Consider the following 13,938-nt stretch of genomic DNA (forward strand, 5'->3'; position numbering starts at 1 on the left):
ATAGGAAGTCGCTCCAAGCTTCTCCTCCCCCCTTCAGGGGGGAGGTCGGGAGGGGGGCACCCCAACCCCGCCGCCTGAAAAGAGATTTCTATTGTTCGAAACCATGAGCGGCGCCGAATTGATGGCGCTGGCCCTTGCTCTTGCCGTTGTCGGTTGCTGTTCCGGATTCCTTGCCGGGCTGCTTGGTGTGGGCGGCGGCATCGTCATCGTGCCGGCGTTGTTCTACGTGTTCGATTTTCTCGACATCGACGAGGCGATCCGCGCGCATCTGGCGGTCGGCACGTCGCTTGCCACCATCATCCCCACCTCGATCATTTCGCTGCGCGCGCATCGGAAACGCGAGGCGGTGGATGACGCGCTGTTGAAATCCTGGGGACCGATGATCGCCCTCGGTGTCATCATCGGTGTCGTCATCGCGGCTTTCGTCGATGGGAAGGCGCTGACCGGTGTGTTCGGCATCGTGGCGCTCATTGTCGCCCTCTACATGCTGTTCTCGCTGGAGGGCACCAGGCTGAAGGACGGCTTGCCCGGCCAGCCCTGGCGGTCGCTGATCGCGACCTTCATCGGCGGCGTCTCGACCTTGATGGGAATCGGCGGTGGTACGCTTTCGGTCCCGATCCTGTCGCTGTTCAATTTCCCCTTGCGCCGTGCGGTCGGCACGGCTTCGGCGATCGGTCTCATCATCGCCGTGCCGGGGACACTCGGCTTCGTCATCAATGGCTGGGGCGCGGAAGATCTGCCGCCTTTCTCGCTGGGTTATGTGAGTCTCGTCGGCTTCGCGGCGATCGTTCCCACCTCGATGCTGTTCGCCCCCTATGGCGCCCGCGCCGCCCATAGCATGCAGGTGGGCTGGCTTCGGAAGAGCTTCGCCCTCTTCCTGGGACTGACGGGCGTCAAGATGGTCTGGACCCTCTTCAGCTAGCCGAGCTTGGCCTTGAAGAAGGCATAGGTGCGGTCATTGGCGATTTTGGAATCGCCTTCATGGTAATGCGCACCCTGCTTGCGCGTGAAAGCGTGATTGCGGCCAGGATAGGTGTGGATTTCGACCTGCGGGTTTGATTTCAGGCCATCGTTGATGATCCGCTGCGCGTCCTTGCCGATATATTCGTCGTCGCCGGCCAGATGCATCAGCAGCGGCCGCTTGATCTTCGCCCCTTCGGCGATGTGCTGGTCGGTGCCGCCGCCGTAATAGGCGACGAAGGCATCCGCTTCGTTGCGCGCGGCGCTGAGGAAGGTGAGGAGGCCACCCAGGCAGAAGCCAACCACGCCGACCTTGCCGCTGGCACCGGGCAGCGATTTCGCCGCCACCACCGTGGCGCTGATATCCGCAACACCCTTGGCAAAATCGAAGGCCTGGTAGAAGCCGATCGCCTTCTGCCAATCCGTGGGCTTGCGGTCGTCAAGATCGACACCCGGCTCCAGGCGCCAGAAGATGTCGGGGGCGATGGCGAGGAAACCTTGGCGGGCGAGATCGTCGGCGACACCGCGGATCGTGTGATTGACACCCATGATCTCCTGGATGACGACAATGGCCGCCGCCGGAATCTTCGAGGGCCGCGCGAGATAGGCGGCAAAGCTGCCGTCCGGCGATGTGACGCTGGTATATTCACCCATGGTTGAAGCTCCCTCTGGTTCCGGAAATCATCTGGTCGTCACCTCTCCGCCACAGCCAGTTTCGCTCCCAGAGCGATGAAAGCAGCGGCGAAGGTGCGACGCATCCAGGTGAGCACGCGCGGGCGCGAGATCACGTGGTTGCGGATCGCGGCGGCGAAAAGACCGTAGCCCACGAAGATGACGAAGGTGACGGCCATGAAAACGAAGCTCAGTTCCAGCATCTGCGGAAGCGCGTTGGCTTCCGTCGTGCTGACGAATTGCGGCAGGAAGGCGAAAAAGAAGATCGAGAGCTTCGGATTGAGGATGTTGATGAGGATGCCGGTCACGATCACCTGGCGTACGGATTTCGGCGCGGTCTCCTTCGGCACGGCCAAGGCACCGGTTTCGCGCAAGGTCATCCAGGCCATGTAGAGAAGGTAGGCGACGCCGAGATATTTGAGGATCTCGAAGGCAAGGGCGCTGGTGTGGAGGAGGGCGGCGAGGCCTGTGATGGCCGCCGCCATATGCGGGATGATCCCGAGCGTGCAGGCGAAGGCGGCCAGCATGCTGGCCCGGGCGCCGCGGGTGAGGCCGGTGGCGAGCGTATAGAGCACGCCGGTACCGGGCGAGATGACGACAATGAGGGTGGTCAACAGAAACTCGATGCTCATATCCGCCTCTCTCCTGTCTCGTCCGGCATGCTAGGGCGGGTCTCGGGCGACAACAAGTGCCAATGAAAAAAGGCCGCCGACATTGCCGCCGGCGGCCGATCTTCAGGTCGGATGGTTTCTTGTTATGAAGCTTATTTGCCGTTCAGCTTTTTATACGAATAGCTTTCGTGGCGAATCATGCTGATGACGCCGCCGATGCAGACGGCGGCAGTCGCCAGGACGAAGAAGACCAGGACAGCCGGCTTGTCGGCGAAGGTGAAATAGGCTTCCGCCCCTTCCCAACTGGTGATGGGTGACGAGTTCATGTGATTGTCCTTTCCCTGTTGTCTAGATCATTTTCATTCAGCGGGTGCCGTCGCAACCGGCGATGAGGCGATACCGGACGGCGTCCGGGCATAGGCCGGCAGGCCGCTTTCCGGATAGGCCGTAACCGGCACTTCCGCCGTATCGAGACCGGCCACTTCCGCCGCCTGATCCGTGCGCAGCAATTTGAGCTGCTTCAGGATGAAGGAGCAGACGAAGCCCGGAATGAAGCCGAGGGCGGCAAACACGATCATGCTCTTGAACTGGCCGATGAAGGATATCTCGGGCCCCGCGATATTGGGATAGCCGGCCGCGAAAATGCCGACGGCGAGGATGCCCCAGACACCGCCGAAGCCATGGACGGCAACGGCACCCACGGCATCGTCGATCTTCAGCTTCAGGAGCAGCGTGTTGATATAGGGAATCACCAGGCCGCCGGCAAAGCTGATCAGAAAGGCAAAGGCCGGGAAATAGAGATCGAGGCCCGATGCCGAGGAGATGACGCCCACAAGCGCGCCCGACATCATCCAGAAGGGATCACGCGTGGTGAGATAGCAGCCGATCATGCCGCCCGAAACACCCATCAGGGTGTTGAAGGCGAAGGCCGACAGGGTGGTGGGCGTGTTGTAGATGGTGACCCAGGTGTCGCCGGTATAGATGATGCAGCCGCCCAGGAAGCCGAAGAAGCCCATCACGATCAGCATCAGGCCGATGAGCGACATCGGCATGTTGTGACCGGGCATGTCGTTCACCGTTCCGTTTGCATTGAAGCGGCCGATGCGGGGGCCGAGATTGATGAGAACGCCCAGGGTGAAGAAACCAGCCACCATATGGACGCAGCCCGCCGCACCGGCGTCATGGAGGCCCCAATCGGCAGTGAGCCAGCCATCCGGATGCCAGCCCCAGGAGGCGCCGAGAATCCAAACTGCGGAACCGAGGATCACCGCGAGGATGGTGAAGCCGGAGATGCGGATGCGCTCGATCACCGAGCCCGACATGATCGAGGCGGTGGTTGCTGCAAAGAGCGTGAAGCAGGCCCAGAAGATGCCCGACGCATTGTCGGCGAGGTTGGGGCCCATGCTGGCGCTCCAGGGCAGGCCGCCCGCACCCGCTTCGGAGATGGTGAAGCCGGTCGGGAAGGCGAGATAGATCCACCAGCCGAACAGGAAGAAGGTCGGCGTGATGAAAGCGAAAGCGAGGATGTTCTTGATGCCCGAGGCGAGGGCGTTCTTGGCGCGCGAGGCACCCATTTCATAGGCGAGGAAGCCCGCGTGAATCGCGATCATCAGCGCGGTACACCACCAATAGAACACTTCTGAATTGATGGTGGTCGCCATGGCCGAGGCTTTTTCAAGCGCCTCGATCTTGGCTTGCATTTCGGTCATATCCATCTGTGAAGCTCTCCTGTTTGATATTCTTCTAGGAAGCAGCGCAGTTGGGTCGTCCCCTCACCGAATGTGATGTTTTGATTGGTTGTGCAATCGTGGCGACCATCCCCCGACGGCGCCGATGCGTCTCCTCTCCTGATGGCCGGTCCCGGGCCATGCCCCCTGAAGCAAGGGCCGGCGACCGATGCCAGATGTCACGACGGAAAGCCTAACGCGATTCTTTTGCATCGCAACAAAAAATTCCCGAAGATGCGGTGTTAACCTTCATCCCTGACCTGTTGGAAAGGTTGCGTAAGCCCCGGCCATGACCAAAGCGGTACCGATCCTGGAAACAAGGCGCCTGTTGTTGCGGCCCCTGGAACTTGCCGACGCCGATGCGGTGCAGGCGCTGTTCCCGCGCTGGGAGATCGTGCGCTTTCTCAATGACCGCATCCCCTGGCCCTATCCGGCGGATGGCGCGCTCACCTTCATCCGCGATCTGGCCTTGCCTGCGGTGGCGGCGGGCGAGGCCTGGCATTGGTCGATCCGGCCGAGGGGTGAGCCGGGGCGGCTGATCGGCTGCATCAACCTGTCGCTCGGCGAGGAGGACAATCGCGGCTTCTGGCTGGATCCCGCCTGGCAGGGGCAGGGCCTGATGAGCGAGGCGGCCGAGATGGTCACCGATTTCTGGTTCGGCGAGCTGGGCCAGGAGACATTGCGCATCCCGAAGGCGATCGCCAACGAGGCTTCGCGCCGCATTTCTATGCGGAGCGGCATGCGCGTCATCGCCACCGGCGAGAGCAACTATGTCGGCGGCCGCCTGCCCTCCGAAACCTGGGAACTCACGCGCGAAGAATGGCGCGCTCGCCGCCGCTAGGTGCCGGGTGCCTGAATGCCGTGCTTGCGGAGGAGGTGGCGGAGCTGGTCGTAGCCGAGGCCCAAAGCCTGGGCGGTGCGGCCCTGATGCCAAGCTTGCGCGGTAAGAGCCGCCAGCAGCCAGGTTTTCTCGGTGGCGGCGATCTCGGCGCGGAAATCGTAGGGGAGGGCCGGAATCTTTGGCGCGGTGGTCGTTTCCGCCGGCGCTTGCAACGGCCGATAGGGCGAGGCGAAGGGGTCGAAACTGATCGTTTCGATCAGCGCGTCCGGGGCGGCGCGATAGACCGCGCGTTCGATCACGTTCCTGAGCTCGCGCACATTTCCCGGCCAGTCGTATTCTTGAAGCTGCGCCATCGCGCCGGCGGTGAAGCCGGGGAATTCCGGCCGGTCGAGCGCTTGCGCCATGGCATGGGCGAAATGCTGGGCGAGGAGGGCCACGTCCTCGGGCCGTGCGCGCAAGGGCGGGAGGGTCAGCACGTCGAAGGCGAGGCGGTCGAGCAGATCGGCTCGGAAACTTCCCGCGGCCACGGCAGCGGGGAGATCCACATTGGTGGCGCCGATCAGACGCACATCGACCGCGCGCGTCTCGCCGCTCCCCACCCGTTCGAACTCGCCATATTCCACCACGCGCAGGATCTGTTCCTGCACGCGGAGGCTGGCATTAGCGATTTCGTCCAGGAAGAGCGTGCCGCCATCGGCGCGCTCGAAGCGGCCGATATGGCGCCGCGTCGCCCCGGTGAAGGCGCCGGCGTCATGGCCGAAAAGTTCGCTTTCCAGAAGGTCCGGCGCCAGGGCGGCGCAATTCACCTTGATGAAGGGCCGGTCCCAGCGCTTGGAGAGGTAATGGAGGCGCGAGGCGATCAGCTCCTTGCCGGTGCCGCGCTCGCCGATCACGAGGACTGGGCGGTCGAGCGGGGCTGCCGCCGAGACATGGTCCAGCAAGGCCTGAAAGGCTGGGGCTTCGCCCAGGAGCGGGGGCAGATCCATTGCTGGTTCCGTGAATTATAACTGAAGATCGGCGAAATATTCGCCTATCATATCGAAAGATTCAAGCGAAAAATGGATTCTGGACAGCTCAACTAATTGAAAAACAACAAATCTCATCACTGAGCGGGTTCTGGCACGCCGCCTGCTCTAAGGAGGGGGTGCGGGAATGGTCCCGCAGCAAAGGAGCGACAGATGAGCTTCGACTATGAGCGGGCGAGAGGGGACGGGCAGCGCGATTACGCGTTCCGCGCCCATGATCGGATCGATTTCGGCCATACGGCCCATCGCTGGCTGAACTGGGTCAAGACCCGCCCAAGCGAGAGCTGGGTTTTCTTCGCAGCCGGGCTGGTGCTCGGCGGCATCCTGATGTGATCGGAAACGGAGTAAGCAATATGGGTATCTTTTCGCGCCTCGGCGACATCATCAATTCCAACCTCAATGCGATGCTGGACCGCGCCGAGGAACCGGAAAAAATCGTGCGCCTGATCATCCAGGAGATGGAAGACACGCTGGTCGAGGTGCGGAGCGCCGCCGCCCGCGCCATCGCCGAGAAGAAGGAATTGGGCCGCCGCATCGAGCATCTGGAAGCAGCCCAGGCCGATTGGCAGAGGAAGGCCGAGCTTGCCATCGAAAAGGGCCGGGAGGATTTGGCCAAGGGTGCCTTGCTCGCAAAATCCGAGGCGGCCGCGACCGTGGCGCTCATGCAGAAGGAAATGGGCCTCATCGACGACACGCTCGCCAAGACCAATGACGATCTGGCGCGTCTCGACGCCAAGCTGGCCGAAGCGAAGGCCAAGCAGAAGAGCTTCGAGGTGCGGCACAATGCGGCGCGCGACCAGTTCCGCATCCGCACGCAGCTTCATGACGGCCGCATCGACGATGCGATGGCGCGCTATGAGCATATCGAGCGCAAGCTTGACCGGATGGAAGGCCAGGTCGAAGCCTTTGACATGGGCAAGCGCAAGAGCCTCCATGAGGAATTCGCGGAACTGGAAGCAGAGACCGCGATCTCGGCCGAGCTCGAAGCGCTTAAAGCCAGAATGGGGCGCAAGTCGTAAGATGATGCGACCCCAGATCTGCAACCCCGGAGCATGAACGGATGGAATTCGTGTTTGTCCTCAGCATTCTCTTCATCACCATCGTTCTGCCGCTCTGGCTGATCCTGCATTACATCACCAAATGGCGCGGCAGCCGCGGCCTCTCGGCCGAGGACGAGCGCATGCTGGCGGATCTGTGGCAGAGCGCCAAGCGCATGGAGGAGAGGGTGGTGACGCTGGAAGCCATCCTCGATTCCGAAAGTCCGCATTGGAGAAAGAAGGTATAACCGAGATGTCGTTCGATCCCTCACCCAACCCGCATCATCTCTACCGCGATCCCGATAACGGGGTGATCCTGGGCGTCTGCGCGGGCTTTGCCGATTATTTCGGCTGGGAACGGCGCACCCTGCGGATCGTCACCGCCATCACGGCGATCTTCTTCCTGCCGCAGGTGCTGGTCTTCTACGTGCTGGCGGCGATCTTCATGAAACGGAAGCCGTCGCCCGTCTATGGCACGGGCGAGGAGGCGCAGTTCTGGCGGTCGGTCTCGATGCGGCCGTCGGATACCTTCTCCAATCTCCGCTATCGCTTCCGGTCGCTGGAAGAGCGGCTGGCGGGTCTGGAGAAGCACGTCACCTCGAAGGAATACAAACTCCACCGCGACTTCAAGGACCTTGAAGGGCGATAACCCCCGATCGCTCGAGATTGCGACTGCCGAGATTCCCGACTTCACCCTCCCCTCAAAAAGGGGAGGGCTTTCTTTTACCTACGCCGGGGTGTTGCGAGATGGGCCACACAATCGCCGCGTTCGGCCCGGCCCGGATGGCGGCGGCAGATGAGGAGGCCCGACGTTGCGAAATGATGCGGGATCGCCGGGCGCGTGGGGTCGTCGGGATCGTGCAGCAGGCCGCAGGTCTGGCCGGCCTCGACATGATCGCCGAGATCGCAGAGCGGCTCGAAGAGACCGTTTCCCGCCGCATAGACATAATGGTCGCGGCCCTTCACCTCGACCTCGATCGCTGGCGTGGGGGGCGTTTCGTCCAAGGGAGCGATCATGCCCAGATGCGCCATCAGGCGCTGAAGACCGCGTTCGACGATGCCGAGGCCGCGGCGCGAGACCGAGCCGCCGCCGCCGAATTCGCCACCCAGCGAGATGATCTTCTGCCGGTTGGATTCCGCGGTGGAGAGGCGCGGGTCCGGAGAATAGCCCCAGACCTGGATATAGGGGGCGCCGAAGGCACGCGCTGCGGCCAGGGCCTTGGCGTCGAGATCGGCATCGACGCTGGCGCGCACCGAGACGAAAGGAAGATAGTCGAGCGAGGAACCGCCAGCATGGAGGTCCTGATAGACATCGGCCAGCGGGAACAAGACCGAACTGACGTAATGCGCAATCGCCTGAGTGGGCGAACCCAGGGGGTCGCCCGGAAAGGCGCGGTTGAGATTGACGCCGTCCACCGGCGAGACCCGCAAACCGGCGCGGGCTGCCGGCGCGTTCAGCATCGGGAGAATTATGAGACGGCCGTTGATCGCAGCGGGATCGATGTCGCGCAGCAGCCGGGTCAGCGCCACCTGGCCTTCATATTCATCGCCATGGGTGCCGGCGGTAAGCAGCAGGGTCGGCCCCGTACCGTTTGCCACGATGCCCAACGGAATGACGATGTTGCCATAGGCGGAGCGATGCACCGAATGGGGCAGGTTGAGATGCCCGATCTGCTTGCCGGGTTTGTCGTAATCGAGAGGGGTCCAGATCTGTGTCGCCATGATGGACCGGACGGTAGCTTTTGGATGGCCATCGGCACAGCGCGCGTTGCGCCTGATCTCATTCCGCGCCGGAATGGGGCGGTGACTTGCCGGTCTTGCCAGTTGTTTTGCCAGTTGTTTTGCTTGTGGGCGTGACCCGGTCCAGATCGGCTTGCGCCTCGCCGACGATCCAGTCGCGGAAGGCGATCACCGCCGGCAGGGAACGCTTCCGCTCGGCATAGACCAGGTAATAGGATTCGGCGCTTTCCATCGCATGGTCGAAGGGGATGACGAGGCTGCCGGATTTGAGCTCGGCCTCGATCATGAAGCGCGGCACCATGGCGATGCCGATTCCCGAGATGGCCGCCTGGATGATCATCTCGAATTGCTCGAACCGGAGGCCATGAAAGGCGTTGACGCTGCCGGCACCCACGGCGCCCAGCCAATCCTGCCAGGCACGGGGCCGCGCGCGGTGATGGAGCAGATTGACCTTGGCAAGATCGCGCGGCGTGCGCAGCGGACCCCTGGGCGCCAGCAGCGCGGGGGAGGCGACCGGCACCACGGTTTCGCCCATCAGCCAGTCGCAGATGCCGCCGGGCCAGGGTTCGGCACCGAAATAGATGGCGACGTCGAGATTTTCCTCGACGAGGTCGAAGGGCCAGGCCCGCGCCGTGACGTTGAGCGAGATCTTGGGATGGGCTTTGGTGAAGTGCCCGAGGCGCGGTGTCAGCCAGCGCGTGCCAAAGGTGGGCAAGGTGGCGAGGTTGAGGATGCTGCCGCCGCTCTGGAAGGCAAGGGCTTCCATGGTGGCGGCTTCCATGATCTCGAGCGCCTCGCGCACACTTTTGAGATAGGCCTTGCCGGCTTCGGTGAGGCCGATGCGCTGGCGCACGCGCTCGAAAAGCTGCACACCCAGAAAATCCTCAAGCCCGCGCACCTGTTTCGAGACCGCCGATTGAGTGAGGTTCAGTTCCTCGGCGGCGCGCGTGAAACTGCCGTGGCGGGCCGAAGCCTCGAACACGGTCAAGGCGGGGAGGGAGGGCAGGACGCGGCGCAAATCGAAACCTCACTGGAGGATGATGCTGAAACCGGTTCTAGCATGGCGCCACCTGTCGCGCGACCGGCTGTCACGCGACCCGCTGATAGGTGAAGCGGCGCGCAAGCCAGCAGCCCAATCGCAGGGAGGTGACACGACCGGCGTTGTCACGGATGAAATCGAGGGTCCAATCGCCGGGTGCCAGATGGTCGATGCCGCGCGGACAGGGCATGACCCAGAGATCCTGTCCGATCGGCTGCAGCTTTTCCATGCGGCCGTCACCCAACAGACCGGAGCAGGCGGCGTAGAACTGGCCGCCGGCATCGGCGATGGTGAGGTCGGCATCGAGATCGGCGCAGTGGAAGGTGCCGGCGATATCGCGGGCGGCCGCGCCATGGCGCGGGACCAGGAGCGAATGCTGGTTGTCATCCGGCAGATCGAATTGCAAACCCAACGGTGTCGGCGTGAGGCCTGCCCCGGCATCCGGCTTGGCGGCACGCCCATCCGCCTGCAGAGCGAGCGAATCGGGGAGCGTACCGTAACGCAGGGTGACGCCGTCGCCACTTGCATCTAGGCGCACGGACAATCCCGTTTCCGGTTCGAGATAGGTGCCGAGCCAGTCCGGCTTCGGCAGGCCGGCAGGCGGCGTCGGCTTCTCGGCACCGAGCATGGCTGCGACCAGATCTTCGGCGGCGGCACCCGGGCTGGCATCGTGATTGAAGAGGACGATGACGGAAAGACGCTCCGCAGCCATGTGGAGGCGCTGGCTGCGCCAGCCGCGCAAGGCACCGCCATGGCGGGTGACGGCGCGGCCGAACAAGGTTCCCCGTGCCAGGCCGAAGCCATAAGGCGCAGCGTTCCCGTCGCTGAAGGTCACCGGCGCCGAAATCCGGCGGTAGAGGCCGCCCTCGTCCTCGCGTGTCGCATCGATGAAAGCTTCCCAGGCGATCATGTCATCGAGGCTGGCGCCGATCGAGGCATCGCCGCCCGGCCAGAACATGCCATTGATGGCGGGGCGGAAGCCGCCGGCAAGCGTTCCCTCATAGCCTTCGCTGCCATCGGGCATCGCGCGGGTATCGGCGGCGATGAAGGCTGTTTCCATGCCGGCGGGATCGAAGATGCGCTGCCGCACCAATTCGCCGTAGCCGCGTCCGGTCCGCGTTTCGAGGATGTCCGAGAGGATGCGGAAATTCTGGTTGGCGTAGGAATAGCGCGTGCCGGGCGTGAAATGCAGCGACCTTGTATTGGCGATGAGGCGCGCGGCCTCGCGGTTGCCGAAGGGCGTTTCGGCGAGGCCGCCCAGCAGCATCGCCACGGCCCAGTAATCCTGCAGGCCGGATTGATTGTGGCAGAGATGAATGGCACCGGGCGCCCGTTCGCCGAGCAGCGGCAGGCGTGCCTTGACGTCGGCATCGAGGTCGGTCGTGTCGGGGAAGTGGTCCAGCACCAGGCCGCAGGTGAATTGCTTGGTGATCGAGCAGATGCGGAACAGCGAGCGCGGCGTGAAGGGCAGGCGCCGCTCGGCATTGGCAAATCCCCAGGCATGGCGGATGAGGGGCTTGCCGTCCTTCAGCACGGCGATGGCGCCGCCGGGCCCGGCATAAATCTGCGGCAGCGTTTCGACGACCCGGTCGAGGCGGGCGGAAAGGGACATGGTCATATCCTTGGATCTCATCCTGGAGCTTCTAGATGGATGGGGGGCGTGAGGCAGGTCGCGACGCTTTGCCGGGACAAAGGGATAACCTCTGAGGGATACCCTCTGGCCTGGCCCTTCGCCATCGCATTTCGATATTCTTGCCGGCCAGGAATTGCGAGCATCTCGCAACAGCCATAATTGTTTGACAAATAGGCCTGAGAAAAAGCCTGTTAAGTCATTGTCCTGTCATGAATTTGATGTATGTTGCTGCACTGCACAAAAAAGCCCTTGATTTCCGCCTGAATGTGGCTCATATACCCTTCAGATTGTGCAGTGCACAACGATCCGATCCCAGCGAGATGGGCCCTTGGGCCGCGACCCCTGGAGTGAATCGGACACATGCGTACCCAGTGAAAGTAACTGGGTGAAAAGTATCTGGAACCCCGAGGAGACACCCCATGGCGAAAGCCCAGACCACCATCGAGACCGAAACCGTGAAATTCCCCGATTTCACCAAGACCCCCGATTTCACCAAGATGCAGGCCGATTTCGGCAAGTGGTTCGGTGACTATACGAAGGCGTTCAACGGCAAGTCCGGCGTTGTCGATTTCGACGCCATCTTCGCCGCCCAGCGCAAGAATTTCGAAGTCCTGACCGCCGCCAACCAGGCCGCCTTCGAAGGCGTCAAGGCCGTGGCCCAGCGCCAGGCCGAGATCGCCCGCAAGGCGGTCGAGGAATTCGGCAAGGTTGCCAAGGAACTCGCCGAGCCGGCCAGCGCCGAAGAAAAGCTGGTGAAGCAGGCCGAGATCGCCAAGGCCGGCTTCGAGCAGGCCGTGTCGAATCTCCGCGAGATCACCGACATGGTGCAGAAGTCGAGCACGGAAGTGGCCGAGCTGATCCAGGGCCGCGTTGCCGCCCAGATCGACGAAGTGAAGGCCGCCGTCGCCAAGGCCGTGAAGAAGTAAATATCTCGAGATCGAGGTAGATCAGTCCAAGGTCCCCTCCCGCCGACTGATCGATCCCCGAACGCCGCCCGGTATCACCAGATGCCGGGCGGTTTTGTTTTTGGGAAAGTGGGGCTATCAATAGAGCATCCGCTCGCTAAAACGTGGCGGAGAACAGGTCGGGTGAAAGAAAGCGCAGAGTGTATGACAGCCTATTTGTACTGTTGGGCTCCCAGCCTCACTCTTCATCCGGAAGATGCTGATTTTCACGAGCGCGTGGATGCGCTCCACCGGTCGCCAGAACAGCCACGCTCTACTAAGCTCATCGCCTTCGTTGAGGCACTACTTGCGCGATATCCCGATCTCACCGAAACGGAGGACACCGTTTGGGGCGATGGCCCGCTGATTGGAAACATCCTCTGGGATTTCATCAACATGTCCCTCGTCTGGTCCAGGTATGATGAGGCCCTGCCTTTTATCGTCGAGACGGCTCACAAACACGTTCTACATTGTTACGATCCTCAGACCGATACTTTCTATCCGGCCCCATCCCAATAGGTTGCGGGCGAACACCGCTTACCGTGGTCAATGTTCCGGGAGGGTGCCTGAGCTTGGCGCCAAACAAAACCCCCGGGAAGTTTCCTTCCCGGGGGTTTTTACATCTTCGCTAAAGCGAGGCTGCACGCCTTATGGGCGATCTCAGTGCAGGCGCTTGTCGACGTCCTTGATGGCGGCGTCGATGAGGGCGCTGCCGCGGGCATCGTCGAGTTGGCGGATCATCAGCGCCTTGGCGGCGAGGGTGGCGACATCCACCGCCTCACGGCGGACTTCCGCGAGGGCCGCGGCTTCCGCCTGGGCGATCTTCTCGAGGGCCAGCTTCTCGCGGCGCGTGAAGGCAGCATCAAGGGCGGTCGCTGCGTCGCGCGCCTGGCGCTGGGCCACGGTCTTCGCCGTCTCGACGATCTCGGCGGCTTCCTTCAAGGCATCCTTTTGCTTGCGCTGATACTCGTTGAGGAGAGCCTGGGCTTCGTCCTTGAGTTTCTGCGCCTCATCAAGATCGGCTTTGATCTTCATGGCGCGCTGGTCGAGCATGCCAGCCAGGGCCTTCCAGATCTTCGGGCCGGCGAAAGCGAGGAAAATGAGGCCGCCGACATTCACCCAGAAATGGGGATCGGCGAACATGCTGGCTTCATGTTCCATCACGCACGCTCCTTCAAAGCGGCATCCACCGCCGCACCGGCGGCTGCGGCATCGATTCCCGCACCCGTCAGCTTGGCGGCGATGCCACCGGCGAGATCGGTCGCAATCGATTTCACCTGAGCCAGCGCCTCGGCCTTGGTGGCCTTGATGCTGGCTTCGGCGGCTTCGGTCTGGATGGCGAGGCGCTTGGCAAACTCGGCCTCGCGCTTGGCGGTATCGGCCGCGATCTGGGCCTGAGCCTTGGCGATTTCCGCCTGGGCGGCGGCCTTGGCGTCGGCGATGGCCTTTTCATAGGCAGCCAGCACGCCGGCCGCCTCCGCCCGGATCGCCTCGGCCTTGGCAAGGTTACCCTCGATGCGCTCGGCGCGGGCATCGATGATCGCCGCCACCTTGGGCAAGGCGAATTTCGACATCAGCAGATAGAGAGCACCGAAGGTCAGGACCAGCCAGACCAGTAGCGGCGAAAAGATGGATGGCTCGAATTGGGGCATGGGCCCGTCTCCCGGATGATCGATCGGCCGGCGTCACAGGTGACACCGGCCGAAAGC

The 13,938-nt window shown here is 62.8% G+C and carries 17 protein-coding genes; 7 read left to right on the top strand and 10 right to left on the bottom strand.

Features of this window, described 5'->3' with window-relative positions; all coding sequences use genetic code 11:
- Positions 1-91: 91 nt before the first annotated feature.
- Positions 92-922 carry a sulfite exporter TauE/SafE family protein gene (locus ACE3PR_RS17695; RefSeq protein ID WP_374374670.1) on the top strand — a complete coding sequence of 277 codons (831 nt, stop codon included), beginning with the start codon at positions 92-94 and terminating at the stop codon, positions 920-922.
- Here ACE3PR_RS17695 and ACE3PR_RS17700 read toward each other — a convergent pair.
- The 4 genes from ACE3PR_RS17700 to ACE3PR_RS17715 all read right to left on the bottom strand — a co-directional run bounded on the left by ACE3PR_RS17700 (position 919) and on the right by ACE3PR_RS17715 (position 3,958).
- Positions 919-1,614: a dienelactone hydrolase family protein gene (locus tag ACE3PR_RS17700; RefSeq protein ID WP_374374672.1), complete on the bottom strand. Its 696-nt coding sequence runs from the start codon at positions 1,612-1,614 to the stop codon at positions 919-921. The genes ACE3PR_RS17695 and ACE3PR_RS17700 overlap by 4 nt on opposite strands.
- A 38-nt stretch (positions 1,615-1,652) precedes the next feature.
- A complete protein-coding gene (locus tag ACE3PR_RS17705; RefSeq protein ID WP_374374674.1) occupies positions 1,653-2,264 on the bottom strand; it encodes a LysE family translocator in 612 nt (203 codons plus the stop codon).
- A 131-nt stretch (positions 2,265-2,395) separates the two neighbouring features.
- Entirely contained in the window at positions 2,396-2,569 is a 174-nt protein-coding gene (locus tag ACE3PR_RS17710) for a hypothetical protein (RefSeq protein WP_374374676.1), read from the bottom strand.
- A gap of 33 nt (positions 2,570-2,602) precedes the next feature.
- Positions 2,603-3,958 (bottom strand): ammonium transporter, encoded by a 1,356-nt coding sequence (locus ACE3PR_RS17715; RefSeq protein WP_374374678.1) that lies wholly within the window; start codon positions 3,956-3,958, stop codon positions 2,603-2,605.
- Positions 3,959-4,259: 301 nt separating this feature from the next.
- On the opposite strand from ACE3PR_RS17715, the gene ACE3PR_RS17720 reads away from it, so the two are divergent.
- On the top strand, positions 4,260-4,811 hold the full coding sequence (locus tag ACE3PR_RS17720) for a GNAT family N-acetyltransferase (protein WP_374374680.1): 552 nt from the start codon (positions 4,260-4,262) through the stop codon (positions 4,809-4,811).
- Here the strand turns inward: ACE3PR_RS17720 and pspF are convergent.
- On the bottom strand, positions 4,808-5,797 hold the full coding sequence (gene pspF / locus ACE3PR_RS17725) for a phage shock protein operon transcriptional activator (protein WP_374374682.1): 990 nt from the start codon (positions 5,795-5,797) through the stop codon (positions 4,808-4,810). The two genes, ACE3PR_RS17720 and pspF, sit on opposite strands and share 4 nt — an antisense overlap.
- 192 nt (positions 5,798-5,989) lie before the next feature.
- On the opposite strand from pspF, the gene ACE3PR_RS17730 reads away from it, so the two are divergent.
- Genes ACE3PR_RS17730 through pspC form a run of 4 tightly spaced genes read left to right on the top strand, consistent with a single transcriptional unit; the run spans position 5,990 to position 7,522 of the window.
- Positions 5,990-6,169: a hypothetical protein gene (locus ACE3PR_RS17730; protein ID WP_374374685.1), complete on the top strand. Its 180-nt coding sequence runs from the start codon at positions 5,990-5,992 to the stop codon at positions 6,167-6,169.
- Positions 6,170-6,189: 20 nt separating this feature from the next.
- On the top strand, positions 6,190-6,855 hold the full coding sequence (gene pspA, locus ACE3PR_RS17735) for a phage shock protein PspA (RefSeq protein ID WP_374374688.1): 666 nt from the start codon (positions 6,190-6,192) through the stop codon (positions 6,853-6,855).
- 41 nt (positions 6,856-6,896) lie between these two features.
- The gene (gene pspB / locus ACE3PR_RS17740; RefSeq protein WP_374374690.1) at positions 6,897-7,121 is read left to right on the top strand and encodes an envelope stress response membrane protein PspB; all 225 of its coding nucleotides are present in this window, start codon (positions 6,897-6,899) and stop codon (positions 7,119-7,121) included.
- Between the two features lie 5 nt (positions 7,122-7,126).
- Positions 7,127-7,522, top strand: a complete 396-nt coding sequence (gene pspC / locus ACE3PR_RS17745) for an envelope stress response membrane protein PspC (RefSeq protein WP_374374693.1) — start codon at positions 7,127-7,129, stop codon at positions 7,520-7,522.
- A 74-nt stretch (positions 7,523-7,596) separates the two neighbouring features.
- Here the strand turns inward: pspC and ACE3PR_RS17750 are convergent, their stop codons facing one another.
- The 3 genes from ACE3PR_RS17750 to ACE3PR_RS17760 form a co-directional block, all read right to left on the bottom strand.
- Complete coding sequence (locus tag ACE3PR_RS17750) at positions 7,597-8,595, bottom strand: succinylglutamate desuccinylase/aspartoacylase family protein (RefSeq protein WP_374374696.1); 999 nt, start codon at positions 8,593-8,595, stop codon at positions 7,597-7,599.
- 58 nt (positions 8,596-8,653) lie between these two features.
- Positions 8,654-9,631, bottom strand: coding sequence for a transcriptional regulator GcvA (gene gcvA / locus ACE3PR_RS17755; protein ID WP_374374698.1), 978 nt, complete (start codon positions 9,629-9,631; stop codon positions 8,654-8,656).
- Positions 9,632-9,701: 70 nt separating this feature from the next.
- Positions 9,702-11,264: a D-aminopeptidase gene (locus ACE3PR_RS17760; protein WP_374374700.1), complete on the bottom strand. Its 1,563-nt coding sequence runs from the start codon at positions 11,262-11,264 to the stop codon at positions 9,702-9,704.
- Between the two features lie 440 nt (positions 11,265-11,704).
- Here ACE3PR_RS17760 and ACE3PR_RS17765 point away from each other — a divergent pair, with 440 nt between their 5' ends.
- The gene (locus ACE3PR_RS17765; RefSeq protein WP_374374702.1) at positions 11,705-12,211 is read left to right on the top strand and encodes a phasin family protein; all 507 of its coding nucleotides are present in this window, start codon (positions 11,705-11,707) and stop codon (positions 12,209-12,211) included.
- Between the two features lie 678 nt (positions 12,212-12,889).
- Here the strand turns inward: ACE3PR_RS17765 and ACE3PR_RS17770 are convergent.
- On the bottom strand, positions 12,890-13,390 hold the full coding sequence (locus tag ACE3PR_RS17770) for a F0F1 ATP synthase subunit B (RefSeq protein WP_374374704.1): 501 nt from the start codon (positions 13,388-13,390) through the stop codon (positions 12,890-12,892).
- Positions 13,390-13,881 carry a F0F1 ATP synthase subunit B' gene (locus ACE3PR_RS17775; RefSeq protein WP_374374706.1) on the bottom strand — a complete coding sequence of 164 codons (492 nt, stop codon included), beginning with the start codon at positions 13,879-13,881 and terminating at the stop codon, positions 13,390-13,392. Before ACE3PR_RS17775 ends, ACE3PR_RS17770 begins: the two co-directional genes overlap by 1 nt.
- Positions 13,882-13,938: the final 57 nt, after the last annotated feature.

It is taken from the genome of Dongia sp., from assembly GCF_041909655.1.
Taxonomy (GTDB): Bacteria; Pseudomonadota; Alphaproteobacteria; order Dongiales; family Dongiaceae; genus Dongia.